Origin of the sequence: Streptomyces sp. AC1-42W (genome assembly GCF_003248355.1) — a bacterium.
Taxonomy (GTDB): Bacteria; Actinomycetota; Actinomycetes; order Streptomycetales; family Streptomycetaceae; genus Streptomyces.
Window position 1 is genome coordinate 602,844 of record NZ_QKWY01000002.1, and the last position, 24,441, is coordinate 627,284.

A 24,441-nucleotide genomic window follows, 5' to 3' on the forward strand; every position below is an offset into this window, starting at 1 on the left:
GGTTTCCGACTCGTGGCCGTCGGAGCTACGTGCGACCCCCGGTCAGGGCGTGGGCTCCGGTTCCAGCGCACCGGCGACCTCCGGCACGGTGTCCCCGGCGTCCCCGGCGGCCGCCTCGGCGCTCCGCGCCGACAGCCGGTGCAGGTACTCCACCAGCGTGATCAGCACGTACTTGCTGGAGGACCGGTCGCGCGCGTCGCACTCCACCAGCGGCACGTCCGGGGAGATGTCGAGCGCCTCCCGGAGCTGCTGCTCGGTGTGGAGCGGGCCGCCGAAGTCGTTGCAGGCGACGATGAACGGCGTGCCGTGGTGCTCCAGCCGGTCTATCGCGTACCAGGAGTCGGCGAGGCGCCGGGTGTCCACGAGCACGACGGCGCCCAGGGTGCCGGAGAACAGCCGGTCCCACAGGAACCAGAAGCGCTCCTGGCCGGGCGCGCCGAACAGATAGAGCACCGAGCGCTCGTCCAGGCTGATCCGGCCGAAGTCGAAGGCGACGGTGGTGGACGTCTTGGACCGCACCCCGTCGAGGTGGTCCACCGCCTCGCCCGCACGGGTCATCGTCTCCTCCGTGTTGAGCGGACGGATCTCGCTCACGGATCGGACCATGGTGGTCTTGCCGACCCCGAAGCCGCCGACCACGACTATCTTCAGTCCGTTGTCGGCCGTCGCCTGCAGGGTGGCGCGGTCAGAGGTTGCGGAGTCCAACGAGCACCTGTTCCAGGATGTCGGGGGCGGGAAGCCGGTCCGATACGCGTGCGGTACGCGGATGGCGGGCGCTGATCCGGCCGGTGTCGAGCAGGTCGCAGAGCAGGATGCGCACGATGCTGACGGGCAGGTCGAGATCGGCGGCGATCTCGACGACGGCGGTGGGCCGTTGGCACATCCGCAGGATCGCCACGTGCTCCGACTGCATGCCGGGCGTCGGCTCGCACTCGGAGACCACGAGCGTGACCAGGTCGAAGGCGGCGGAGTCGGACCGGGTGCGGCCACCGGTGAGGGTGTAGAGCCGGTCCGGTCCGTCGTCCCTGCCGGGGCGCAGGCGCGGCGTCATACGGCGGTGCCCCGGCCGGCCACCGCGTCGGCGGGTTCGCGGGGCGGGGCGACGAGATGCTCGCCGAGCTGTTCGACCAGCTCGCTCATGTTGTGGCCGACCAGGCCCACGTCGGCGGTCTCGGCGGCGACGACGGCGAGATGGGCGCCCGCGCCCGCCTCCACGATGAACAGGATGCCGCCGTAGAACTCGGCCATGGCGGAGCGGACGCCGCCGGTGCCGTTGCCGAACTCGACGGACGCGCCGTGGGACAGGCTCTGGATGCCGGCGGAGATCGCGGCCAGCTGGTCCGCCTGGTCGACGGACAGCTCGGGGGTGCGGCACAGCTTGAGGCCGTCCCTGGACAGCACGAGGGCGTGCCGGGCGCCGGGGGTCCGTTCCAGGAGCCCCTCCAGCAGCCAGTTGAGCTTCTCGTCGGTGGTCGCGGTCATCGGGAGTCGCCTTCCGGGTGTGGGGAGTCGGGCCGTACGGCGTTGCGGAAGCTGCTGAAGCGGGCCGCGCGCGCCTTCGGGTCCGGGGCGGGGGTGGTGGACGCGGCGTCGTCGGCCGCGTCGGTGTCCCGCGCGGAGCCGGCGGCGCGTGCCCTGGCCTCGGCGGCGGCCAGGGTGCGGCCGCGCGAGCGCTTGGGCAGGCCGCTCTCGCCGAAGCGGGGGAGGTTGCCGGTGGTGTCCGAGGCCGAGTCGGAGCGGAGCGGCCCGGAGCCGGACTGCCCGGCGGGGGCGGTGTGCCGGTCGCCGGGGGCCGCCGCCGGTTCGGTGCCGGAGGTGTGTACGGGTTCCGGCTCGGCGGCCGGGGCGGGGACGCCCGGGGTCGCGGTGGCCGGGGTCCGGGTGGCCGGGGTGCTCGCGGCCGGGGCGGCGGTGCCGGTCGCGCCGGTACGGGTCTGGGTGCGGGTGATGATCTCCTGCGGGAGCATCATCAGGGCGCCGGTGCCGCCGCGCGCGGAGGGCCGGAACGAGACGGTCAGCCCGTGCTTGCGGGCCAGCCGGCCGACGACGGCGAGCCCGAGCCGGGTGCCGGTCAGGCCGGTGAGGTCGTTGTCGCCGGCGGAGACCGCGCGCTCGGCGCGGCGCAGCTGCACATCGCTCATGACCAGGCCGCTGTCCTCGACGGTGATGACGATCCCGGCCGGGACCTCCTCCACGTACACATGGACCTCGGCCGTGGGCGGCGAGAAGGCGGCGGCGTTGTCCAGGAGTTCGGCCAGGGCGTGCATGACGCCCTCGGCGGCGTGCCCGGCGACGGCGACGTCGCTGGTGGAGTGGAGCCGGACGCGCTGGTAGCCGCTGATCCGGCCCATCGCGCCGCGCAGCACGGACTCCATGACGATGGGCCTGGCCCAGCGGCGGCCGGAGCGGGCGCCGGTGAGCACGGCGATGGAGTCGGCGAGCCGGCCGGCCTGGGCGGTGCGGTGGTCCAGGTGGAGGAGGTCGGTGAGGACGTCCTCGGAGGTGTGCCGGTGCTCCATCTCGCGCAGGTCGGCGAGCATGCTGGTGGCCAGCGCCTGCATCCGGCCGGCCGCGTTGGCGCAGGCGGTGAGGGCGGCGGAGCGCTCGGTCTCGGCGCGCGAGACGCGGGCCCGCAGCTGCGCGGTCTCGGCGGTGAGGCGGCTGCGGAGTTCGGCGCCCTCGGCGGTGAGCCGGGCGGCCTCGGCGGCGGCCTCGTCCTTGGCACGGGCCGCCTCCGCGGCGGCGGCGGCCCTGACGCGGGCGTTCTCCGCGGTGAACCGCTGCGCCTCGGCGGCGGAGGCGGAGACCAGGCGGGAGACCTCCGCCGTGAACCGCCCGTTCTCCGCGGTGTGGGCCTCGCGGAGCCGGCGGATCGCGACGCGGGCGTGGACGGCGGTGGCGACGGCGGCGGCGAGCAGTACGGCGGCCGCGCCGGAGCCCCAGGCCACCGCGGCCCTGGCCGATTCGGGAGCGGCGAGGGCCGCCCAGGCGCACAGGGGTGCGGCGAGGGCCACCGTGACCAGAAGGGCCAGTGCGGTCGGCCGGGATGTGGGACGCAAAGCGGAGTCCTTGAGGGCGGACGGTGGCGGACGGGCGGTTCGAACGCGCGTGGTGCGCGGGGCGGTTCGGTCGTGCGTGGCACCTGGGGCGGGTGGGACGGGTGAGACGGGGGCGCCAACTGGAACAGGTGATTCCCAGCTAAGTCACCGTCACTATATGAGAATTGACGATCTCTTTGGGAAGAACTGGTGGTGATCCGCGTTCTGTTTAGGTTTTCAACTTGTCAATTTCCGGCTGAATAATGTCGGGCTCGGCCCCGTGCGGCGATCTTCGGCGGCATCCTTGACGCATGGCATCCGGCACCGCAGCGCATGGCAGCACCGCGTCCCCCGCCCCCGCCGACCTGGTCCGCGACCTGCGAAGGGCCATGCGCGGCGAGGTCGCCTTCGACGCCACCGCCAGGGCGCTGACCACGATGGACGCGTCCAATTACCGGCGGGTGCCGCTCGGCGTGGTCGCCCCGCGCGACGCCGCCGACATCACCGCCGCGCTCGCCGTGTGCCGCGAACACGGCGTGCCCGTCGTCCCGCGCGGCGGCGGCACCTCCATCGCCGGGCAGGCCACCGGCACCGGCGTCGTCCTCGACCTCACCCGCCATCTGCGCTCCCTCGTGGCACTGGACCCCGCCGCCCGGACGGCGGTCGTGCAGCCGGGGCTCGTCCTGGACGACCTGCGGGCCGCCGCCGCCCCGCACGGCCTGACCTTCGGCCCCGACCCCTCGACCCACAGCCGCTGCACGCTCGGCGGCATGATCGGCAACAACTCCTGCGGCTCGCACTCCGTCGCCTGGGGCACCACCGCCGACAACGTCCACGCCCTCACCGTCGCCCGCTACGGCGGCGAAACCCTGCGCCTGGAACCCGGCGGCTGGGGCCCGCCCGGCGTCCGCGAACTGATCACCGCGCACCTCGCCCCGCTGCGCACCGGCTTCCCCGCGCTCCCGCGCCGCATCTCCGGTTACGCGCTGGACGCCCTGCTGCCCGAGAACGGCCCCGACCCCGTACGCGCGTTCTGCGGCAGCGAGGGCACCCTCGGCATCGTCACCGAGGCGACGGTCCGGCTGGTCGAGGCGCCCGCCGCCCGCGCCCTCGCCGTCCTCGGCTACGCCGACGAGTCCGCCGCCGCCGAAGCCGCCCCCGGCCTCCTCGCCCACCACCCGCTGACCGTGGAGGGCATGGCCGCCGACCTCGTACGCGAACCGGCCGGGCTGCCGCGCGGCGGCGCCTGGCTGTTCGCCGAGACGGGCGGCGCCACCCCGGCCGAGGCACGGGCGCACGCCGAACGGATCGCCCGGTCCGCCGCCGGTGACGCCGTCGACACCCTCGTCGTCACCGCGCCCGGCGAGCAGCGGGCCCTGTGGCGCATCCGCGAGGACGCGGCCGGCACGGCGACCCGGATCTGGGGGTCCCCCCTGGACGGAGTCCTTGGGGGCGGCAGCGAGGCGTGGCCCGGCTGGGAGGACTGCGCGGTGCCGCCCGCCCGGCTCGGCGGCTACCTCCGCGACTTCCGCGCCCTGCTCGCCGAACACGGCCTGCGCGGCAGCCCGTACGGGCACTTCGGCGACGGCTGCATCCACGTCCGCATCGACTTCGACCTGCTCACCGGCGACGGCGTGGCCCGCTTCCGCCGCTTCTCCGAGGAGCTGGCCGCGCTCGTCGTCGCGCACGGCGGATCGCTCTCCGGCGAACACGGCGACGGCCAGGCCCGCGCCGAACTCCTGCCGAAGATGTACGGGGACGAACTGGTCGCCCTCTTCGCCCGCTACAAGGACCACTGGGACCCGGACGGCGGCCTGAACCCCGGCATCCTGGCCCGCCCGGCCCGCCTCGACGAGAACCTGCGCTTCGACGTCCTGCCGCGCCGCCCCGTCGACGTCGCCTTCGGCTACCCGCACGACGGCGGCGACTTCTCCGCCGCCGTCCGCCGCTGCGTCGGCGTCGCCAAATGCCGTACGGAGAAGACGGCCGGACCGGCCGTGATGTGCCCCTCCTTCCGGGCGACCGGCGAGGAGGCCCACTCGACGCGCGGCCGGGCCCGGCTGCTGCACGAAATGCTCGCCGGGGACGCGGGCGGCGTGATCACGGACGGCTGGCGCTCCACGGAGGTACGGGACGCGCTCGACCTGTGCCTGTCCTGCAAGGGCTGCCGCAGCGACTGCCCGGTGGGCGTGGACATGGCCACGTACAAGGCGGAGTTCCTGCACCACCACTACCGCCACCGGCCGCGCCCCGCCTCCCACTACGCGCTGGGCCGGCTGCCGCGGTGGCTCCGGCTTGCCGCGCCCCTCGCCGGGCCGCTCAACCTGCTGGCCCGCCGGCGCCCGCTCGCCGCCCTCGCCAAGCGGCTCGCCGGAATCGCGCCGGAGCGCGGGATTCCGCCGCTGGCGCGTGAGACGTTCAGCCGCTGGTTCCGGCGCCACCGGCAGGAGCCCGCCGGGGACCGGACGGTCCTGCTGTGGCCCGACACCTTCACCGAGCACCTGTCGCCCCAGGTCGGCCGGGCGGCCGTGCGCGTCCTGGAGGCCGCCGGGCGCACCCCCGTACTCCCCGGGAACGGGCTCTGCTGCGGCCTCACCTACGTCTCCACCGGCCAGCTCGACCGGGCCCGCGCCGTGATGCGGCGCACCCTGGACCGGCTCGGCGACACCGGCGGAGCGCCCCTGGTCGTCCTCGAACCGAGCTGCGCCGCGACCCTGCGCACCGATCTGCCCGAGCTGCTGCCCGACGACCCGCGCGCCGCCCGGCTCGCCGCCTCCGTGCGCACCCTCGCCCAGTACCTGGAGGAGTACGCCCCCGACTGGCGGCCCCCGCGTCTGGACCGGCCCGTCACCGGCCAGACCCACTGCCACCAGCACGCCGTGCTCGGCGACGAGGCGGACCGGCGGCTGCGCGCGAAGGCGGGCCTGACCGGCGAACTGTCCGGCGGCTGCTGCGGGCTCGCCGGCAACTTCGGCTTCGAACGGGGGCACTGGGAGGTGTCCGTCGCCTGCGCCGAGGACCAGCTGCTCCCGGCCGTCCGGGAGGCCGCCCCGGACACCGCGATCCTGGCCGACGGCTACTCCTGCCGCACCCAGCTCGACCAGCTCGCCGGCGTACCCGGCCGCCACCTCGCGGAACTGCTGGCGGAGGGGCTGGAACGGGACCTGGGGCCGGGTTCGGCGGACTGATCCCGCGCCGGACCCGGCCGCATTTCGCACGTCTTGCGCGATTCCTTACCGTGGACGGGCGGGTCCGCACAGGGTGAGTGCAGTACCGTGCACTGTGGAGTACTTCATGGTGAACTATTGATGTGCGTCGAATCGCGAAGGACAGGCCCCAGGTGAACGAGCAGACCACCGCCGCAGAACCGGTAGCAGCCGCCGTCGCCGTGCCGGAGGCGGTCGCCGCGCCCGCGCTCGCCGGGCCGGGGGGCGGGCGGGCAGGCGGGCGGCGGGCCGCGCTCGCGCCGGTCGCCCTGGTCGTCGCCGGTGGGCTCTCCGTGCAGTTCGGCGCCGCGATAGCCGTGCTGCTCATGCCCCGCGCCGGAGCGCTCGGCGTCGTCACGCTGCGGCTGGCCGCCGCCGCGCTCGTCCTGCTCGTCGTCTGCCGCCCCCGGCTGCGCGGCCACTCGCGAGCCGACTGGGGCACGGTGGCCGCCTTCGGCGTCGCCATGGGCGCCATGAACACGCTGTTCTACCAGGCCGCCGACCGCATCCCGCTCGGCGCCGCCGTCACCCTGGAGGTGCTCGGCCCGCTCGCCCTCTCCGTGATCGCCTCGCGCCGCCTGGTCAACGTCGTCTGGGCCGCCCTCGCGCTCGGCGGGGTCGTCCTGCTCAGCGGCGGCGGCTTCGACCGCCTCGACCCGGCCGGAGCCGCGTACGCGCTGGGCGCCGGCGCGATGTGGGCGGCGTACATCGTCTTCAGCGCCCGCACCGGCCGCCGCTTCCCCCAGGCGGACGGCCTCGCCCTGGCCATGGTCGTCGCCGCGCTCCTCTCGCTGCCGCTCGGCATCATGGACGCCGGCTCCCGGCTCATCGACCCGACGACGCTCGGCCTCGGCGCGGCCGTCGCGCTGCTCAGCTCCGTCCTCCCGTACACGCTGGAGCTGATCGCCCTGCGCCGGCTGCCCGCGCCCACCTTCGCCATCCTGATGAGCCTGGAGCCCGCCATCGCCGCCCTGGCCGGCTTCCTGGTCCTCGACCAGGCCCTGGCCACCACGGACGCCCTCGCCATCGCTCTGGTCATCGGCGCGAGCATGGGCGCGGTCCGCAGCCAGGTACGGGGCGTCTCCGCCCAGTGAGCGGGCCGGTCAGCGGTCCGCCGGGGCCCACCACGACAGGTTCGCCGCCGCTGCCGCCACCGGCTCGATGATCTCCCAGCCCTCCGCGATCAGCCCGCCCTCGACGCGCCAGATGTCCACCACCACGATCTGCGGGCCGCCCGGAAGCTCGCGCCGGGAGTGGACCACCACGTGCTCCTCGTCCGCCAGCAGATGATCGATCTCCACCTTCATCCCGGTCGTCGGGCCGATCGCCGCCTCCACGGCCGCCAGCCACTCCGCCTTCGTCGCGGTGTGCCCGCCGGGCCGGTGATGCCTGAAGCCGTCGCTCAGCACCGGGGCGAACGCCTCCGTGCCGCCGGTCTCCAGCAAGGTGGCCAGGGCCCAGCTCACCAGGGTCTTGTTGTCCGAGCTCTTGATGCCCGAGGTCGTGTTCCGTGCAGTCATGGGGGCAGTGTGGGCCGCCGCCGGGGCCGCCGTCGATGACATGCCATGTCATGGCGGACGGCCCGCCCGGCGGGTACGGTCGGCCCCCGTGACAGTCGGCGAACTCCTACGGCGGTGGCGGCACCGCAGGCGCGTCAGCCAGCTCGACCTCGCGCTCGCGGCCGGCGTTTCGGCACGCCACGTCAGCCTGGTGGAGACGGGGAAGACGAACCCGAGCGCCGACATGGTCCTGCGGCTCGCCGAGCGGCTGGACGTGCCCCTGCGCGAGCGCAACCGGCTGCTCCTCGCGGCCGGCTTCGCGCCCCGGTACCCGGAACGGCCCCTCGGGGACGGCGCCCTCGCGGCGGCCCGTGAGGCGGTCGAGCGGGTGCTCCGGGCGCACGAGCCGTATCCGGCGGTGGCCTTCGACCGCCGCTGGGACATCCTGCGCGCCAACCGGGCCGTCGAGCCGTTCTTCGCCGGCGTCGCCCCCGAACTGCTGCGCCCGCCGGTCAACCTCGTACGCCTCGGCCTGGACCCGCGCGGTTTCGCCCCGCTGGTCGTCAACCTCGCCGACGTCCGCGCGGTGTTCCGGGCCCGCGTCGGCCGCCAGCTCGCCGCCGCCCCCGATCCCCGGCTCGCCGCGCTGTACGACGAGCTGCTGGGACCGGCGGCCGGGGACGGCGACGACGCGGAGGCGGCGGAGCGCTCGATCGCGGCCGAATCCGACGTGGTCCTGCCGATGATCCTGCGGCTCGGCGGGCGCGAGGTGCGGATGTTCTCCACCATCACCACCTTCGGCACCCCGATGGACATCACTCTGGACGAGGTCGCCATCGAGCTGTACTACCCGGCGGACGCGGAGAGCGCGGCGTACTTCGAACAGGGCTGAGGGTCGGGGGTCGGAGCAGGGGCCCCGACAAAATCATGCAAGCATGCTTGATTGTTTTGCTTCGCGCTGGCAGGCTCCCCAGACACACCGCCACGCCCCGAGGGGAGCGCACCGTGTCCGATGCCGCAGCCGTGCTCGACGATCTGCGCGGGGAGAGCGAGGAACTCGATCTGCTGGTCGCCGGGTTGAGCGCGCCGCAGTGGGCGGGGGAGACACCCGCACCGGGGTGGACGATCGCCCACCAGGTGGCGCACCTGAGCTGGACGGACGGGGTCGCGCTGAAGGCGGTCACCGATCCGGCGGGGTTCGGCGGCGAGGTCGAGAAGGCGCTCGCGGACCCCGAGCACTTCGTGGACCGGGCCGCCGGGGAGATCGTCGCCGCGTACGCCCCCGACGCCCTGCTCGTCCGCTGGCGCGAGGGCCGCGAGCGGCTGTACGAGGCGCTGGCCGCCGCCCCCGCCGGCACGAAGTTCCCCTGGTACGGCCCGCCCATGAGCATCGCCTCCATGGCGACCGCCCGGCTCATGGAGACCTGGGCCCACGGCCAGGACATCGCCGACGCGATGGGAGCGACCCGCGCCCCGACCGCCCGGCTGCGCCATGTCGCCCGCATCGGCGTCCGGGCCCGCGACTACGCCTACTTCGTCCGGGGCGAGCGGGCCCCCGCCGAGGAGTTCCGGGTGGAACTGGAGGCGCCGGACGGCCAGTTGATCACGTACGGGCCCGAGGACGCGGCCCAGCGCGTCACCGGCCCGCTGTACGACTTCTGCCTGCTGGTCACCCAGCGCGCCCACCGCGACGACCTCGCGGTGCGGGCCGAGGGCCCGGACGCGGACGCCTGGCTCTCCATCGCCCAGGCATTCGCCGGCCCGGCGGGCGCGGGCCGGCCGCCGAAGGCGGAGCGATGAGGGGGCCGGCCGGGGAGGGGGCCGCCTCCGGGGCCGGGAACGGGGCCGGGGAGGCGCCCGCCGCCCCCGCCCCCGGCTCCGCGTCCCCACCCCTCCGCATCGGCAACGCCTCCGGCTTCTACGGCGACCGCTTCGACGCCCTGCGCGAAATGCTCACCGGCGGCCCCCTCGACATCCTCACCGGGGACTACCTCGCCGAGCTGACCATGCTCATCCTCGGCCGCAGCCGCCTCAAGGACCCGGCGCGCGGCTACGCCACCACCTTCCTGCGCCAGCTGGAGGAAGGGCTCGGCCTCGCCCGGGAACGCGGCGTGCGGATCGTCGCCAACGCGGGCGGCCTCAACCCGGCCGGGCTCGCCGACGCCATCCGGGACCTGGCCGCGAAGGCCGGGGTGCCGGTGCGCGTCGCCCATGTGGAGGGGGACGCCCTGCCCGTACCGGAGGGGTTCCTCACCGCCAACGCCTACCTCGGGGGAGCGGGCATCGCGGCCTGCCTGCGGGCCGGTGCCGAGGTCGTCGTCACCGGCCGGGTGACCGACGCCGCCCTCGTCACCGGCCCCGCCGCCGCCCACTTCGGCTGGGGCCCCGACGACCACGACGCGCTGGCCGGTGCCGTGGTCGCCGGGCACGTCCTGGAGTGCGGCACCCAGGCCACCGGCGGCAACTACGCCTTCTTCCGCGGCCACGACCTGCGCCGCCCCGGCTTCCCCGTCGCCGAGATCCACCCGGACGGCAGCTCCGTCATCACCAAGCACGACGGCACCGGCGGCGTCGTGGACGTCGGCACCGTCACCGCCCAGCTCCTGTACGAGACGGGCGGCGCCCGGTACGCGGGCCCGGACGTCACCGCCCGGCTCGACACCGTACGGCTGGTGCGGAACGGCCCGGACCGGGTCAGGATCTCCGGCGTACGCGGCGAGGCCCCGCCGCCCACCCTCAAGGCCGGGCTCACCCGGCTCGGCGGCTGGCGCAACGAGGTCGTCTTCGTCCTCACCGGGCTCGACATCGAGGCCAAGGCCCGCCTGGTGAAGACCCAGTTCGCGGACGCCTTCGCGCGCGCCGGGCGCCGGCCGCAGGACGTCCGCTGGGAGCTGGCCCGTACCGACCGGCCCGACGCCGGCACCGAGGAGGCCGCGAGCGCGCTGCTCCGGCTCGTCGTCCGCGACCCGGAACAGGAGCCCGTGGGGCGGGCGTTGTCCGGCGCGGCGATCGAGCTGGCCCTCGGCAGCTACCCCGGCTTCCACGTCACGGCGCCGCCCGGCAAGGGCGCCCCCTACGGCGTCTTCGAGGCCCGCTCCGTACCGGCGGGAGACGTCGAACACACCGCCGTACTGCCCGACGGGACCCGGCTCGCGGTCGCCCACCCCGTACACACCCGGCCCCTGCGTGACGTCGAACAGCCGCCGCTGCCACCGCCGTTGGAGCCCGGACCCACCCGTCGCGCGCCGCTCGGGCGGATCGCCGGGGCGCGGAGCGGGGACAAGGGCGGGGACGCCAACGTCGGCGTCTGGGTCCGCAGCGAGGACGCGTGGCGGTGGCTGGCGCACGAGCTGACCGTCGACCGCTTCCGCCGGCTCCTCCCGGAGACCGCCGAGCTCACCGTCGTACGCCATGTCCTGCCGAACCTGCGCGCGCTGAACTTCACCGTGCACGGGCTCCTCGGCGAGGGCGTCGCCGCGCAGCACCGCTTCGACCCGCAGGCCAAGGCCGTGGGGGAGTGGCTGCGCGCCCGCCATCTGGAGATCCCCGTGACCCTGCTGGACCGCACCGCGCACCCGGAGGTGCCCGCATGACCGTCCTGCCCACCGGGCTCGACACCGCGAGCCCCGACTACGCGGCCAACCGGGCCGCCATGCTCGACAAGCTCGCCGAACTGGACGCCGCACACGCCAAGGCCCTGGCGGGCGGCGGCGAGAAGTACGTGGAGCGGCACCGGGGGCGCGGCAAGCTGCTCGCCCGCGAGCGGATCGAGCTGCTCGTGGACCCGGACACACCGTTCCTGGAGCTGTCGCCGCTGGCGGCCTGGGGCAGCGACTACGCGGTGGGCGCCTCGCTCGTCACCGGGATCGGGGTGGTGGCGGGCGTGGAGTGCCTGATCACCGCCAACGACCCGACCGTACGCGGCGGAGCCTCCAACCCGTGGACGCTGAAGAAGGCGCTGCGGGCCAACGAGATCGCCTTCGCCAACCGGCTGCCCGTCATCAGCCTCGTCGAGTCCGGCGGCGCCGACCTGCCGTCCCAGAAGAAAATCTTCATCCCCGGCGGGGCCCTCTTCCGCGACCTCACCCGGCTCTCCGCCGCCGGCATCCCGACCGTCGCCGTCGTCTTCGGCAACTCCACCGCCGGAGGCGCGTACGTCCCCGGCATGTCCGACCACACGGTCATGATCCGGGAACGGTCCAAGGTGTTCCTGGGCGGGCCGCCGCTGGTGAAGATGGCCACCGGCGAGGAGAGCGACGACGAATCGCTCGGCGGCGCCGCGATGCACGCCCGTACGTCCGGGCTCGCCGACCACTTCGCCGTGGACGAGCACGACGCCCTGCGCCAGGCCCGCCGTATCGTCGCCCGCCTCAACCGGCGCAAGGCGCACCCCGATCCGGGTCCGGGCGAGCCGCCGAAGTACGACGAGGACGAGCTGATCGGCATCGTGCCCGGCGACCTCAAGGTGCCGTTCGACCCGCGCGAGGTCATCGCCCGGCTGGTCGACGGCTCCGACTTCGACGCGTTCAAACCGCTGTACGGGACGAGTCTTGTCACCGGCTGGGCCGCTCTGCACGGCTACCCGGTCGGCATCCTCGCCAACGCGCGGGGCGTGCTGTTCAGCGAGGAGTCGCAGAAGGCCGCCCAGTTCATCCAGCTCGCCAACCAGCGCGACATCCCGCTCCTGTTCCTGCACAACACCACCGGCTACATGGTCGGCAGGGAGTACGAGCAGGGCGGCATCATCAAGCACGGCGCGATGATGATCAACGCCGTCTCGAACTCGAAGGTCCCGCACCTGTCGGTTCTGATGGGCGCCTCCTACGGCGCCGGCCACTACGGCATGTGCGGCAGGGCGTACGACCCGCGCTTCCTGTTCGCCTGGCCCGGCAGCAAGTCCGCCGTCATGGGCCCGCAGCAACTCGCCGGGGTGCTCTCCCTCGTCGCCCGCGCCTCGGCCGCCGCCAAGGGCCGCCCGTACGACGACGAGGCGGACGCCGCCCTGCGCGCCATGGTCGAGCAGCAGATCGAGTCCGAGTCCCTGCCGATGTTCCTGTCCGGACGGCTGTACGACGACGGGGTCATCGATCCGCGCGACACCCGGACCGTCCTCGGGATGTGCCTGTCCGCCATCCACACCGCACCGATCGAGGGCGCCCGCGGCGGTTTCGGCGTCTTCCGGATGTGAGTTGAGATGATCACCAGCCTGCTCGTCGCCAACCGGGGCGAGATCGCCTGCCGGATCTTCCGCACCTGCCGGGCCCTCGGCATCGCCACCGTCGCCGTGTACTCGGACGCCGACGCCGGGGCGCTGCACGTCCGGGAGGCCGACACCGCCGTACGGCTGCCGGGCGCGGCCCCCGCCGACACCTATCTGCGCGGCGACCTCGTCGTGGCCGCCGCGCTCGCGGCCGGGGCGGACGCCGTGCACCCCGGCTACGGCTTCCTCTCCGAGAACGCCGGATTCGCCGCCGCCGTCCAGGACGCCGGGCTGCGCTGGATCGGGCCGCCCGCCGAGGCGATCGAGCTCATGGCGTCCAAGACCCGCGCCAAGGAGCTGATGGCCGCCGCCGGAGTACCGCTCCTGGCGCCCGTCGACCCGGCCGCCGCGACCGCCGGCGACCTGCCGCTGCTGCTCAAGGCGGCGGCCGGCGGCGGAGGCCGCGGGATGCGGATCGTACGGGAACCGGCCGCGCTGGCCGCGGAGTTGACGGCCGCCCGCGCGGAGGCGCTGTCCGCGTTCGGGGACGGCGAGGTGTTCGCCGAGCCGTACGTGGAGCGCGGCCGGCACGTCGAGGTCCAGGTGATGGCCGACGCGCACGGCGGCGTCTGGGCGCTCGGCACCCGCGACTGCTCGCTCCAGCGCCGCCACCAGAAGGTCATCGAGGAGGCCCCCGCGCCCGGCCTGTCCGACGAGCTGCGCGAGCGGCTGCACGAGGCCGCGGTGGCCGCCGCCCGCGCCGTCGACTACCGGGGCGCCGGAACCGTGGAGTTCCTGGTCACGGCGGACGGCCGGCCGTACTTCCTGGAGATGAACACCCGCCTCCAGGTCGAGCACCCCGTCACCGAGGAGGTGTACGGCCTCGACCTCGTCGCGCTCCAGCTCCGCGTCGCCGAGGGCGCGCCGCTGCCGTCCCCCGCACCCCCGCCGCCCGCCGGGCACGCCGTGGAGGCCCGGCTGTACGCGGAGGACCCGGCCAGGGACTGGCAGCCGCAGACCGGGACGCTGCACGCGCTCGCGGTGCCGGACGAGCCGGGGCTGCGGCTGGACACCGGATACACCGGGGGCGACACGATCGGCGTCCACTACGACCCGATGCTCGCCAAGGTGATCGCGCACGCCGGGACGCGCGCCGAGGCCGTACGGCTGCTCGCCCGCGCCCTGGAGCGGGCCCGCGTCCACGGCCCGGTCACCAACCGCGACCTCCTCGTCCGCTCCCTGCGCCACCCGGACTTCGCGGACGCCCGCCCGGACACCGGCTTCTACGATCGCAACCTGCCAGGGCTGACGGAGGTGGCCGACACGGTCGCCGTCCGGCTCGCCGCCACCGCGGCCGCCGTGGGCGAGGCGGCGCGCAACGCCACGGACACCACCGCGGGCGGCTTCGCCCGGTTCGGCGCCTGGCGCAACCTCCCCTCGCAGCCCCAGCTCCGCCGCTACCGGGCCGAACCGGACGGCGCCGAGCACGAGATCGCGTACCGGCGGACCCGGGACGGGCTGAGGGTGGAGGGCGGCGGGGGCGTCGAGGACGTCCGCGTGGTCGCCGCCGGCCGCGCCCGCGTCACCCTCGAACACGGCGGGGTCACCCGCCACTACGACGTACTCGCCCGCGACGGCAGGGTGTACGTGGACACCGCGTCCGGCGCGTACACCCTCACCGCCCTGCCGCGCTTCACCGACCCCGCCGACCGCACCGAACCCGGCTCCCTGCTCGCCCCCATGCCCGGCACGGTCGTCCGCCTCGCGGACGGCCTCGCGGAGGGGGCCGCCGTGGCCGCCGGGCAGCCGCTGATCTGGCTGGAGGCGATGAAGATGGAGCACCGCGTCCTCGCCCCCGCCGCCGGCACGCTCACCGCCCTGCACGCCGCGCCCGGCCAGCAGGTGGAGGTGGGCGCCCTGCTCGCCGTCGTCACGGAATCCGCAGACCCCGCTGAGGAGCACGCATGAGCACGAGTACCATCCTCGAAACCGAAGAGCACCAGGCCCTGCGCGCCGCCGTCGCCGCCCTCGGCAAGCGGTACGGGCGGGAGTACATGACCGGCCTCGTCAGCGGGGGCGGCCACCCGCGCGAGCTGTGGGCGGACGCCGCGAAGGCCGGCTTCCTCGGCGTGAACCTCCCCGAGGAGTACGGCGGCGGGGGCGCCGGAATGGCGGAACTGTCCATCGTGCTGGAGGAGTTGGGCGCGTCCGGCTCGCCGCTCCTGATGATGATCGTGTCGCCCGCCATCTGCGGCACGGTGATAGCCCGCTTCGGCACCGACGAACAGAAGCGGCAGTGGCTGCCCGGCCTCGCGGACGGCAGCCTGACCATGGCCTTCGGCATCACCGAGCCGGACGCCGGCTCCAACTCCCACCGCATCACCACGACCGCCCGCCGCGACGGCGACCACTGGCTGCTCACCGGCCGCAAGGTCTTCGTCTCCGGCGTGGACATCGCGGACGCCACCCTGATCGTCGGCCGCACCGAGGACGCGCGGACCGGCAAGCTCAAGGCGTGCCTGTTCATCGTCCCCCGCGACACCCCCGGCTTCCAGCGGTCCCCGATCGACATGGAGGTCCAGGCACCCGAGAAGCAGTTCGAACTCGTCCTGGACGACGTACGGCTGCCCGCCGACGCACTGGTGGGCGACGAGGACGCGGGGCTGCTCCAGCTGTTCGCCGGGCTCAACCCCGAACGCATCATGACCGCGGCCTTCGGCATCGGCATGGGCCGCTACGCGCTCGGCCGGGCGGTCGAGTACGCGAAGACGCGCCAGGTCTGGAAGGAGCCCATCGGCGCCCACCAGGCCATCGCCCACCCGCTGGCCCAGGCCCACATCGAACTCGAACTCGCCCGCCTGATGATGCAGAAGGCCGCCCGCCTGTACGACGCGGGCGACGACCTCGGCGCGGGCGAGGCCGCGAACATGGCGAAGTACGCGGCGGGCGAGGCGTGCGTACGCGCGGTGGACCAGGCGGTGCACACGCTGGGCGGCAACGGCCTCACCCGCGAATACGGGCTCGCCTCGCTGATCACGGGGGCGCGGGTCGCCCGGATCGCGCCGGTGAGCAGGGAAATGATCCTGAACTACGTGTCGCACCAGACGCTGGGGCTCCCGAAGTCGTACTGAGGGACACACACCGCTGTACGGGCGGCGGCGCCCCGCCGCCGCCCCACCCCGGAGCATCGAAGGGACCGAGATGGCGCACGTGTTCCGCAGCGACTACCCCGACATCCAGCCGCTCGACGCCGCGATCCACGACGCGGTGCTCGGGCACGCCACCGAACGGTTCGGGGACACCGTCGCCCTGATCGACGGTACGAACGACAGCAGCCGCCTCACCTACGCGCAGCTCGACGCCTTCCACCGCAGGATCGCCGCCGGGCTGGCCGCCGCCGGGGTCGTCAAGGGCGACGTGCTCGCCCTGCACAGCCCGAACACCATCGCCTACCCGGCCGTCTTCCACGCGGCGACCCGCGCGGGCGCCACGGTCACGACCGTGCACCCGCTGGCCACGGCCGAGGAGTTCGCCAAGCAGCTCCGCGACTCCGCCGCCCGCTGGATCGTCACCGTCTCCCCGCTCCTCGCGACCGCCCGCAGCGCCGCCGAACTCGCGGGCGGCGTCGAGGAGATCTTCGTCTGCGACCAGGCGGAGGGCCACCCCTCGATCCTGGACATGCTCACCACGACCGCCCCGGAACCGGTGGTGCCCGTGGACCCGGCCGAGGACATCGCGGCACTCCCGTACTCGTCGGGCACGACGGGCGCGCCGAAGGGGGTGATGCTGACGCACAGGTCGATGGCGACGAACCTGGAACAACTGAACCCCTTCGTACCGCTGGGCGAGGGGCATGTGATTCTGGCCGTCCTGCCCCTTTTTCACATCTACGGCCTGACGGCCCTGATGAACGCCCCCCTGAGACTGGGCGCCACGGTGGTGGTCCTGCCGCGCTTCGACCTGGAACAGTTCCTGGCGGCGATCGAGAAGCACCGGATCAACGGCCTGTACGTGGCCCCGCCGATCGTGCTGGCCCTGGCGAAGCACCCGGTGGTGGACCGGTACGACCTGTCCTCGCTGGAGTACATCGTCAGCGCCGCCGCCCCGCTGGACGCGGACCTGGCCACCGCCTGCTCCCGCCGCCTCGGCCTGCCCCCGGTGCGCCAGGCGTACGGCATGACGGAGCTGTCCCCCGGCACCCATGTGGTCCCGCTCTCCGCCGAGAACCCGCCACCGGGCGCGGTCGGCCGGCTGCTCCCCAGCACCGAGATGCGGATCGTGTCCCTGGACGACACCGGCGAGGACGCGGGGCCCGGCGAACCTGGCGAGATCCTGATCCGGGGCCCCCAGGTCATGAAGGGCTACCTGGGCCGCCCCGACGCCACCGCCGCGATGATCGACGCCGACGGCTGGGTGCACACGGGCGACATCGGCCGCGTCGACGAGGCGGGCTGGCTGTTCGTCGTGGACCGCGTGAAGGAGCTGATCAAGTACAAGGGCTACCAGGTCGCCCCCGCGGAGCTGGAAGCGCTGCTCCTGGCCCACGAGGACGTGACGGACGCGGCGGTGATCGGCGTCCAGGACTCCGAGGGCAACGAGATCCCGAAGGCGTACGTGGTCCGAACCCCGGACACGTCCCTCACGGAGGCCGCCCTGATGGCGTGGGTCGCGGACCGGGTGGCCCCGTACAAGAAGATCCGCCGCCTGGAATTCACGGACACGGTGCCGAGGGCAGCCTCGGGGAAGATATTGCGCCGGGAGCTACGGGACCGGGGGTGACGGGTTGCCTCGCCCGAGGGTGCGCCTTTGTAGCGCGTGGCGGAGGGGGCACACCCTCGGGGTGTGGGCTCATTCACCTGTCGGAACTAGCCACTCCGTTCCCGGATGACCCGTGACCCGCCCCTGCTTCAGCAGATAGTCAAGAACATTTTCCATGTGGTCCGTCTGCTGTGCGCCGCGTCCGCCAAGCATGGCACCGGCAAGATGGACGATGTCGTCGGGCGTTACGTTTCCGCATACCCGAACGACCTCGAATACCATTTCTGCGTCAAAAGCGAATTTTATGTCAGCAGGAAGTGGCTGTTGTACCGGAGCTTGCCGAGTCTCCCAGATCGACGTCTCGCGTGGAAGCGGCTTTCCGTTCGCGCCGAGAGCTATTTCCGTCCGGCTTAGAACGTGTACCATGAAATTCTCTAGGCCACGCCAGTCGTACCTGTCCCTCGGCAAGTCATCGCCATTACGTCGAGGGAAGTGCTCGGGAGCGTTGGACCGGACTTGGGCGACCGCCCTTCGCGCCAGTGTCCGCACGGTGAGCTCGGCAGATGAGTCCTGATTCTCCTGCGTGATCGCGATGATCCTGTCGTAGAGATCGTGTCGAACCTCTGGGTACGGCCCCAGCCGCAACTGCCGGAGGACGTTGGCGAAGTGCCATGACCGGGTGTCGTTGACGGAAGCGGTTGGAACGGCCGAGGCGTGAGCCTGAGCGGGGATGCCGGCGGCGGCCGTCGTGGGCGTTGTCGCCGGATTGGCAGTGGCGGCTGTCGAAGCAACCGCGGTCACGGATCGTGTGGACGCGGGCGATGGGACCATGCCGCGGGAGGGGCCCGCGGGTTCCTGGAGAGCTACGCTGATGGTCGGTTCGGTTCCGAACTGGGCGATCATCCCCCGGCTCAGTGCCTCCTGCAGCAGTAGCGAGATGAGGCGATGAGTCCCCGCGAGCGGGTATCGATTCTTGTCGAATCGCGGCTCTTCCATGGTCAAGAGGGTGCGGAGCTCTGTCTTGTAGACGGGGCGCCGGGCACCCGACGGCGCTTGGGCCCGCTGGAGGGCTGTCCTGAGGGCCTTTAGCGCGTCTTCCAGCGGCATGAGCGCAACGGGCCAGGAGGAGCCTTGCGGTCCGACCCGACCGGGGACGTGGTCTCGGAGGCTGTACGTGTTGATCGGCTTGTCGAGTAGAGCCAGATCTCCTTGCTTGCCGAGAACCCGGTAATGGAACGAGTAGACGGTGAAAGCGGCGTCGTCGAACTCTGCGGAATAGTTCTTGATGAGATCCGCCACAGCCTGGGCGGCCTCCAGGTCACCCGGCAGGCCGACCAGCGTTCGGTTCTCCGTTCCGATGGGAAGTGAGCTGAACTCCTCTGCCTGGTCGGCCCGTGTTACGAGGGCCAGCTTGGCGAGCCCAGGATGCCTTGCGACGACAGAATCCGTGATGGCTGCCGCTGTTCCGTTGTTGGCGCGTGTCGTGTCGACGATCAGAACGTCCAATTTGGCTCCCGGGAGCTACTTGGTAAGAAATGATGAGGGGCCGCCGCAGGGCGGCGGCCCCTCATCGCGCTACTGGTCGATGTTGTTAGACTTGAGGTGCTTTACGCAGACCTCGGTGACCACGGCGCAAATAATCGCCCATCCGAATTCTGCGGAGAAGGCGAAGGAAAGGGAAACCATCGTCACGAGGGTGATGATGGCGGTCCACTTGTCGTTCATAACGTACTCCAATGTCTGAAGGGATTTGGAGTGCGGATGTGAACGATGCGCGCTGCGAGTGGCGTGATGAGGGCTGAATGATGGATATGTTGAGAGATGATATTCGGAAGGATGTGCGATGCGTGATGCGCGGCGAAGCGATGGAAGATGAGGGCGGGAGGCTCCCGCCGTGCCGAAGTTTAAAGGCACATCGCTACGGTGAACAAGAGCGTCTAGCAATTTATCTGACTGGCAGTTAGTGACTCAGGTGGTGATCACTTACGGAGGAGGATCGCAGCCTTGTTGTGGAGCCACTTGGGCTTGCCATGGGCTGCCCCGCAATCGCAGGAAGCTGAAGGCCACCCGGGCGGGCAGCTCTGCTCCACAGGATGGGGAACAGGTCACCTCATCCTGATGGCTAGGGGAATTCCGGCCCCACGGCCCGCCCAGGGCATTTGACCTGTTCGGTCGAGGGTTCCCAGTTCCGCCGGGGCCGATCTCGTGGCCCGGACCCGGCTGAGTCGATACGGTTGAGGCATGACCGCACTGCCCGACTGGATGCGCCCGCCCCGCGCGGAAGGCTGGTACGCGGAGGATCTGGACCGCCTCCCGGAAGCGCCGCGCCACACCGAGCTGATCGACGGAGCACTCGTCTTCATGATGTCCCCGCAGCGGTGGTGGCACGGCCATCTCGTCACGATGCTCACCGTGGCTCTCATGGAGCAGGCACCGGCCGATGTGCGGGTCGGACGGGAGATGACCATCAAACTCGACCAGCGCAATCGGCCCGAGCCGGATCTGCTGGTGACGACGGCCGACTTCGACGGCGACCGCACCTGGTTCGCACCGGACGAAGTGCGACTGGCCGTAGAGGTCGTCTCCCCCGAGTCCGCACACAGGGACCGCACGGTGAAGCTACGGAAGTACGCGGAGGCCGGCATCCCGCACTACTGGTGCATCGAGGACGAGGACGGGGCACCCGTCGTGCACGTCTACGAGTTGGACGGACCGACCGCGACCTACGTACCCGTTGGCATCTTCAGGGGCTCACTCACCCGGCCGGTGCCCTTTGAGATCGTCCTCGACCTGGCGAAGCTCGCCCCGCCCCGCCGCGGCTGAGGCGACAGGGGCCCCGGGCGTGATCGCCGTCACGCCGTCGGGTCCCAGAGGCCGGTCGCCTCGCCCCGCGCCAGGTGGTCCGCGTAGACGCCGACCTTCCAGGTGATGACCGAGCGGCACTCCTCCAGGGCCGCGATTTGGGCGTCGACGCGCTGGCGGTGGGTGTCCAGGAGCCGGAGGCGTTCGGCCTCGTTGCCCGGGCCCTGGCGCACGAGTTCGGCGAACCGTTTCAGTTCGGCCAGGGGCATACCGGATTCCCGCAGCTTCACGCAGATGAGCAGCCATTCGACATCCGGCACGCTGTACCGGCGCCTGCCGCCGGAGGTGCGGTGCACCGGGCCCACGAGCAGGCCCTCGCGTTCGTAGAAGCGGAGGGCGTGGACGCTGAGGCCGGTGCGGTCGGACACCTCGCCGATACTCAGCGTGTCCGTGGTGGTTGCCATGCGGGGATGCGTAGGACTTGATCTAGAACGAGGTCCAGATCGTAGCTTCGCATCCATGACCGCCACTGAACAGCAGCCTCTCGGCTCTCCCTTTTCCGTCGCCAGCACCGCCCAGGACGTCATCGCGGGCCTCGACCTCTCCGGCCGGAACGCCGTCGTGACCGGCGGCTACTCCGGGCTCGGGCTCGAAACCACCCGGGCGCTCGTCGGCGCCGGGGCGCGGGTAGTCGTTCCGGCGCGGCGGCCCGACGCCGCCCGTGCCGCGCTCGCCGGGCTGGGCGGTGACGTGGAGGTCGTCCCCATGGACCTGTGCGACCTCGGAACCGTACGGGCGGCGGCCGCGCACCTGGGTGCGTCGCTGACCGCGCTCGACCTGCTCTTCGCCACCGCCGGAGTCATGGCCACCCCGGAGCGGCGCGTCGGGCCCGGGTGGGAGAGCCAGTTGGCTGCCAACCACTTCGGGCACTTTACCCTCGCCTGCGAGCTGTACCCGCTCCTGGCCGCCGCCGACGGAGCGCGGGTTGTGGCCTACAGCTCCGCCGGGCACGGGATCACCGGCATCCGCTGGCACGGCCCCCATTTCCGTACCGGATACGACAAGTGGCACGCGTACGGCCAGTCCAAGACCGCCAACGCGCTCTTCGCCGTCCACCTCGACGCCCTCGGCCGCGAGGACGGCGTCCGGGCCTTCTCGCTCCACCCGGGCAAGATCATCACCGCGCTGCAGCGGGAGATGACGCTCCAGGAGCAGATGGACAACGGATGGGTGGACGAGCACGGCAACGTGATCGGCGAGGACTTCAAGACCGCCTCGCAGGGCGCCGCCACCGGCCTGTGGGCAGCCACGTCACCGCTGTTGGCGGACCGGGGCGGCGTGTATCTGGAGGACTGCGAGATCGCCCCCGTCACCGGGCCCGAGGACGAAGCGGGCGTCCGTGCCTACGCGGTCGACCCCGACGCGGCGGCCCGCCTGTGGGACCTGTCCGTCGCGGCCACGGGGGTGGGGCCGGTCGGGGGGTAGGACGCGGGCGCGCCCTCTCGCATTCACCCCGCAGTAATCCCTCTGGGCGTTGTCGCGGAGTGCAGTCTCACGAGGCGCGCGGCTTCGTCGTCGCGGAAGGCCGCCACCTCGCGGCAGCGCGGGCTCATCACGAACTCGCCGAGGCTCATAACAGAGGTCCATGCGCTGGATGCACACCCCGACCATGAACGGCCCGTTCGTGGCCCGGTACAGCCGGACGCCGTAGTACCCCTCCTGGCAGTCCCGGTCGTTGTTGAAGCGGCACCCGGCGCAGGTCTCGGGCAGACGTACGGGCCGGATGCTCTTGGCGTACAGGGTGCGTCCGTCCGGGAGGCGGTAGCGCACGCGCTGGTCGGACGCACCGGCCGTGACGATACGGCGTACGGGGACGGCGCCCAGGTGGTCCACGACGGCCTGCATGGCGTCGAGGGACGCACCACCCGTCTCAAGGGACACGAGCATGCGGACGACGACGGAGTGCCCGTGCCGCTCGATGATGCGGAGCACGCGCTCGACGTGGCTCTGGTCCGGGATGACGATGTTCGCCGACACCTTCACCCCGTGCGCGACGGCGGTCTCGATCGTGGCGTCGAGCGCGGCCAGCTTGCGTGCGGCCAGCTTCGGGGACGCCAGGCGGGGCCCTTGGACGGCGGTCAGCTCCTCGGGTGTCGTACCGAAGACCGACAGGTTGATGCGGTCGAGCCCGGCGGCAGCGGCGGCGGGCAGCACCTCGGCGCTGGCCTCCCCGTTCGACGTGATGCCCACAGCGAGGCCCATGCGGCAGGCGATCGAGACAAGGCCCGGCAGGTCCGGATGGAGCGTGGGTTCGCCTCCCGTGAAGTGAACCTCGTTGGTCGGCAGAGCACCCCGTACGGCGGCGAGTGCCAGGGCGAAGTCGGCGTCGGCGGCGAGTGCCAGGGCGAAGTCGGCGTCGGCGGCGATCTGGGCGGGGATGAAGTCGGCGCCGTTGGTGCGCAGAAAGATGGAGACGCGCCCGGAGCGGCCGGGCGTACCCGTGAACGCCGCAGCAGGGCGATTCACGTTGTCGGTCGCCACAGGTGTGCCCTCGTTGTGGCAGAAGGAGCAAGCGAGTCCGCATGCGTCGATGATCTTCACGCGTAGCGTCCGGTCCGGTCGTACTTCGACCGGCAGGTTCGACAGGTCGTGCATGGGTGGGTGTCCCCTCTTCGAGGGGCCGGGGCCGCTGCCCCGGCCAGGAGGCGCAGGTGGCTTCGGCCTACTTGAACCGGAGGTCCGTGATCGTTTCGAGGTCGATGCCGTACAGGGCGTACACCTTCGTCGTGTTCAGCGACGTCAGCCGCTCGCGGTCCAGCCCGAGCGCTGCCGCCGCCTCCCATACCTGGCCCGCCTCGTCCGCCTCGATCTCCAGGTACGGCGGGATACCCGGCCACTCGTCGATCTCCAGGCGGGCCGCGCCGAGCGAGTAGGACGTGCGGCGGTTCTCCTGGTACCCGCGCGGCACGAGCCCGGCGAGGCGCAGCAGGGCGGCGGCCTCGCCGAAGTCGTCCACCGTCACCTCCGTCTCACGCGTGCCGTCGACGGCGTCGGTGGTGATCTCCTTGACGCACAGCGTGGTGGAGTCGCCCGTATCCCGCAGACGAACCCAGCGGCTGGGCACGGGCGGGACGGTGTCGTAGACGAAGCGGCGCATGAGCCGTCGGGGCGACACCTCGATGCCGCCCGCGTCGCAGATCCTGCGGGTGATGTCCTGCACGTCGATGTCGAGGGCCTTCGCCTCGTACTCGATGCTCGTCACAGCGATTGCTCCTTGCTCTTGGGGCCGGTCAGTTGGTTCAGCAGTCGTACGGCACCTCTGCCCAAACGAACTTGCCGAATGGCCGGTCACCGACGCCCCACCGCTGCGGGCAGAGCACGTCGAGGATGAGCAGGCCGCGTCCACGCGTGCGTTCGTGGCCGCATTCCTCCACGCCCGACCGTCGCCGGGGCGCACGCCGCACGGGGTCGTGCACCTCGATGCGGGTCCGGCCGCTGTCGATGTCCAGGACGACGGAGATCAGGTCACCGGGTTCGGTTCCGTACCGGTAGGCGTTGGTGACGAGTTCGCTGGTGATCAGGATGGCGATGTCCGTGTGGTGCTCCGTCGCGTGCGGGGCGTGGTGGGCGATGTGCTCACGGGTGAACGTCCGCGCATGGCGCACGGATTGCGGCTCGCTGGCGAGCAGCAGGGAGCGCGGCGGGCCGGCGGGGGGTGCGCAGGGGGTGGGGTCAAGGGGGGCCTGGGGGAGGTCGAGCACGAGTTGTCCTTACGGGAATGGCCGTACACGGCAGGCGAAGCGTGCGCGTCGGCACGGCTGCTTCACCCACTCGACGCTCACGGAGAGTGGTTCTCAGACTGCACAGCGATGCAATTTCCATGCAAGACTTCATGGCGATGTATCGCTGCTAAAGCATCGAACGGATGTCTTGTGCTG

Annotated in this window: 21 protein-coding genes and 1 pseudogene; 11 read left to right on the plus strand and 11 right to left on the minus strand. The window is 72.5% G+C overall.

All coding sequences use genetic code 11. The features are described from left to right. Nucleotides 1–42 precede the first annotated feature (42 nt). The 4 genes from DNK56_RS20620 to DNK56_RS20635 are packed head-to-tail and all read right to left on the minus strand — an operon-like array spanning nucleotide 43 to nucleotide 3,059. Nucleotides 43–705, minus strand: coding sequence for a GTP-binding protein (locus tag DNK56_RS20620; RefSeq protein WP_241990027.1), 663 nt, complete (start codon nucleotides 703–705; stop codon nucleotides 43–45). After that, nucleotides 686–1,051, minus strand: coding sequence for a DUF742 domain-containing protein (locus DNK56_RS20625; RefSeq protein ID WP_111336904.1), 366 nt, complete (start codon nucleotides 1,049–1,051; stop codon nucleotides 686–688). The genes DNK56_RS20620 and DNK56_RS20625 overlap by 20 nt, the downstream gene beginning before the upstream one ends. Then, nucleotides 1,048–1,482, minus strand: coding sequence for a roadblock/LC7 domain-containing protein (locus tag DNK56_RS20630; RefSeq protein ID WP_111336906.1), 435 nt, complete (start codon nucleotides 1,480–1,482; stop codon nucleotides 1,048–1,050). Before DNK56_RS20630 ends, DNK56_RS20625 begins: the two co-directional genes overlap by 4 nt. Next, nucleotides 1,479–3,059, minus strand: a complete 1,581-nt coding sequence (locus DNK56_RS20635; RefSeq protein WP_111336908.1) for a sensor histidine kinase — start codon at nucleotides 3,057–3,059, stop codon at nucleotides 1,479–1,481. Before DNK56_RS20635 ends, DNK56_RS20630 begins: the two co-directional genes overlap by 4 nt. 290 nt (nucleotides 3,060–3,349) lie before the next feature. Between DNK56_RS20635 and DNK56_RS20640 the strand changes: the two genes are divergently transcribed. Together DNK56_RS20640 and DNK56_RS20645 are read left to right on the plus strand one after the other, a co-directional pair. After that, complete coding sequence (locus DNK56_RS20640) at nucleotides 3,350–6,226, plus strand: FAD-binding and (Fe-S)-binding domain-containing protein (protein WP_111336910.1); 2,877 nt, start codon at nucleotides 3,350–3,352, stop codon at nucleotides 6,224–6,226. 152 nt (nucleotides 6,227–6,378) lie between these two features. Continuing rightward, the gene (locus tag DNK56_RS20645; protein ID WP_111336912.1) at nucleotides 6,379–7,338 is read left to right on the plus strand and encodes an EamA family transporter; all 960 of its coding nucleotides are present in this window, start codon (nucleotides 6,379–6,381) and stop codon (nucleotides 7,336–7,338) included. Between the two features lie 9 nt (nucleotides 7,339–7,347). Here the strand turns inward: DNK56_RS20645 and DNK56_RS20650 are convergent, their stop codons facing one another. After that, nucleotides 7,348–7,764, minus strand: coding sequence for a nuclear transport factor 2 family protein (locus DNK56_RS20650; RefSeq protein ID WP_111336914.1), 417 nt, complete (start codon nucleotides 7,762–7,764; stop codon nucleotides 7,348–7,350). 40 nt (nucleotides 7,765–7,804) lie between these two features. Here DNK56_RS20650 and DNK56_RS20655 point away from each other — a divergent pair, with 40 nt between their 5' ends. From DNK56_RS20655 to DNK56_RS20685, 7 genes are all read left to right on the plus strand, one after another. Continuing rightward, nucleotides 7,805–8,635 (plus strand): helix-turn-helix transcriptional regulator, encoded by an 831-nt coding sequence (locus DNK56_RS20655; RefSeq protein WP_111339426.1) that lies wholly within the window; start codon nucleotides 7,805–7,807, stop codon nucleotides 8,633–8,635. 113 nt (nucleotides 8,636–8,748) lie between these two features. Beyond that, nucleotides 8,749–9,543, plus strand: coding sequence for a TIGR03084 family metal-binding protein (locus DNK56_RS20660; RefSeq protein WP_111336916.1), 795 nt, complete (start codon nucleotides 8,749–8,751; stop codon nucleotides 9,541–9,543). Continuing rightward, complete coding sequence (locus DNK56_RS20665) at nucleotides 9,540–11,336, plus strand: acyclic terpene utilization AtuA family protein (protein ID WP_241990028.1); 1,797 nt, start codon at nucleotides 9,540–9,542, stop codon at nucleotides 11,334–11,336. The genes DNK56_RS20660 and DNK56_RS20665 overlap by 4 nt, the downstream gene beginning before the upstream one ends. Next, on the plus strand, nucleotides 11,333–12,931 hold the full coding sequence (locus DNK56_RS20670; protein WP_111336918.1) for an acyl-CoA carboxylase subunit beta: 1,599 nt from the start codon (nucleotides 11,333–11,335) through the stop codon (nucleotides 12,929–12,931). The genes DNK56_RS20665 and DNK56_RS20670 overlap by 4 nt, the downstream gene beginning before the upstream one ends. A gap of 6 nt (nucleotides 12,932–12,937) precedes the next feature. Further along, nucleotides 12,938–14,911, plus strand: a complete 1,974-nt coding sequence (locus DNK56_RS20675; RefSeq protein WP_111336920.1) for an acetyl/propionyl/methylcrotonyl-CoA carboxylase subunit alpha — start codon at nucleotides 12,938–12,940, stop codon at nucleotides 14,909–14,911. Beyond that, nucleotides 14,908–16,074 carry an acyl-CoA dehydrogenase family protein gene (locus DNK56_RS20680; RefSeq protein WP_111336922.1) on the plus strand — a complete coding sequence of 389 codons (1,167 nt, stop codon included), beginning with the start codon at nucleotides 14,908–14,910 and terminating at the stop codon, nucleotides 16,072–16,074. Before DNK56_RS20675 ends, DNK56_RS20680 begins: the two co-directional genes overlap by 4 nt. A gap of 70 nt (nucleotides 16,075–16,144) precedes the next feature. After that, a complete protein-coding gene (locus tag DNK56_RS20685; protein ID WP_111336924.1) occupies nucleotides 16,145–17,722 on the plus strand; it encodes a 4-coumarate--CoA ligase family protein in 1,578 nt (525 codons plus the stop codon). A gap of 69 nt (nucleotides 17,723–17,791) precedes the next feature. Here DNK56_RS20685 and DNK56_RS20690 read toward each other — a convergent pair whose 3' ends face one another. Further along, nucleotides 17,792–19,207, minus strand: coding sequence for a hypothetical protein (locus tag DNK56_RS20690; protein ID WP_111336926.1), 1,416 nt, complete (start codon nucleotides 19,205–19,207; stop codon nucleotides 17,792–17,794). A gap of 69 nt (nucleotides 19,208–19,276) precedes the next feature. Then, nucleotides 19,277–19,426, minus strand: coding sequence for a hypothetical protein (locus DNK56_RS35050; protein ID WP_158558496.1), 150 nt, complete (start codon nucleotides 19,424–19,426; stop codon nucleotides 19,277–19,279). 516 nt (nucleotides 19,427–19,942) lie between these two features. Here DNK56_RS35050 and DNK56_RS20695 point away from each other — a divergent pair. After that, on the plus strand, nucleotides 19,943–20,524 hold the full coding sequence (locus DNK56_RS20695; RefSeq protein ID WP_111336936.1) for a Uma2 family endonuclease: 582 nt from the start codon (nucleotides 19,943–19,945) through the stop codon (nucleotides 20,522–20,524). 29 nt (nucleotides 20,525–20,553) lie between these two features. On the opposite strand, the gene DNK56_RS20700 is transcribed toward DNK56_RS20695, so the two are convergent. After that, complete coding sequence (locus tag DNK56_RS20700; protein ID WP_111336938.1) at nucleotides 20,554–20,967, minus strand: MerR family transcriptional regulator; 414 nt, start codon at nucleotides 20,965–20,967, stop codon at nucleotides 20,554–20,556. Nucleotides 20,968–21,022: 55 nt separating this feature from the next. Here DNK56_RS20700 and DNK56_RS20705 point away from each other — a divergent pair, with 55 nt between their 5' ends. After that, complete coding sequence (locus DNK56_RS20705; protein WP_111336940.1) at nucleotides 21,023–21,988, plus strand: oxidoreductase; 966 nt, start codon at nucleotides 21,023–21,025, stop codon at nucleotides 21,986–21,988. Between the two features lie 23 nt (nucleotides 21,989–22,011). Here the strand turns inward: DNK56_RS20705 and DNK56_RS20710 are convergent. The 3 genes and pseudogenes from DNK56_RS20710 to DNK56_RS20720 all read right to left on the minus strand — a co-directional run bounded on the left by DNK56_RS20710 (nucleotide 22,012) and on the right by DNK56_RS20720 (nucleotide 24,264). Next, nucleotides 22,012–23,158 (minus strand): annotated as a pseudogene (locus DNK56_RS20710) (radical SAM protein). A gap of 67 nt (nucleotides 23,159–23,225) precedes the next feature. Further along, nucleotides 23,226–23,765, minus strand: coding sequence for a CYTH domain-containing protein (locus DNK56_RS20715; protein ID WP_111336942.1), 540 nt, complete (start codon nucleotides 23,763–23,765; stop codon nucleotides 23,226–23,228). A 37-nt stretch (nucleotides 23,766–23,802) separates the two neighbouring features. Further along, nucleotides 23,803–24,264 (minus strand): ATP-binding protein, encoded by a 462-nt coding sequence (locus DNK56_RS20720; protein ID WP_111336944.1) that lies wholly within the window; start codon nucleotides 24,262–24,264, stop codon nucleotides 23,803–23,805. Between the last annotated feature and the right edge of the window lie 177 nt (nucleotides 24,265–24,441).

Coding starts and splice junctions, on each gene's coding strand:
- DNK56_RS20685 (WP_111336924.1), top strand. CDS start 16,145: ATGGCGCACGTGTTCCGCAGCGACTACCCCGACATCCAGCCGCTCGAC.
- DNK56_RS20705 (WP_111336940.1), top strand. CDS start 21,023: ATGACCGCCACTGAACAGCAGCCTCTCGGCTCTCCCTTTTCCGTCGCC.
- DNK56_RS20680 (WP_111336922.1), top strand. CDS start 14,908: ATGAGCACGAGTACCATCCTCGAAACCGAAGAGCACCAGGCCCTGCGC.
- DNK56_RS20650 (WP_111336914.1), bottom strand. CDS start 7,764: ATGACTGCACGGAACACGACCTCGGGCATCAAGAGCTCGGACAACAAG.
- DNK56_RS20665 (WP_241990028.1), top strand. CDS start 9,540: ATGAGGGGGCCGGCCGGGGAGGGGGCCGCCTCCGGGGCCGGGAACGGG.
- DNK56_RS20700 (WP_111336938.1), bottom strand. CDS start 20,967: ATGGCAACCACCACGGACACGCTGAGTATCGGCGAGGTGTCCGACCGC.
- DNK56_RS20695 (WP_111336936.1), top strand. CDS start 19,943: ATGACCGCACTGCCCGACTGGATGCGCCCGCCCCGCGCGGAAGGCTGG.
- DNK56_RS20640 (WP_111336910.1), top strand. CDS start 3,350: ATGGCATCCGGCACCGCAGCGCATGGCAGCACCGCGTCCCCCGCCCCC.
- DNK56_RS20625 (WP_111336904.1), bottom strand. CDS start 1,051: ATGACGCCGCGCCTGCGCCCCGGCAGGGACGACGGACCGGACCGGCTC.
- DNK56_RS20675 (WP_111336920.1), top strand. CDS start 12,938: ATGATCACCAGCCTGCTCGTCGCCAACCGGGGCGAGATCGCCTGCCGG.
- DNK56_RS20670 (WP_111336918.1), top strand. CDS start 11,333: ATGACCGTCCTGCCCACCGGGCTCGACACCGCGAGCCCCGACTACGCG.
- DNK56_RS35050 (WP_158558496.1), bottom strand. CDS start 19,426: ATGAACGACAAGTGGACCGCCATCATCACCCTCGTGACGATGGTTTCC.
- DNK56_RS20655 (WP_111339426.1), top strand. CDS start 7,805: ATGCCATGTCATGGCGGACGGCCCGCCCGGCGGGTACGGTCGGCCCCC.
- DNK56_RS20630 (WP_111336906.1), bottom strand. CDS start 1,482: ATGACCGCGACCACCGACGAGAAGCTCAACTGGCTGCTGGAGGGGCTC.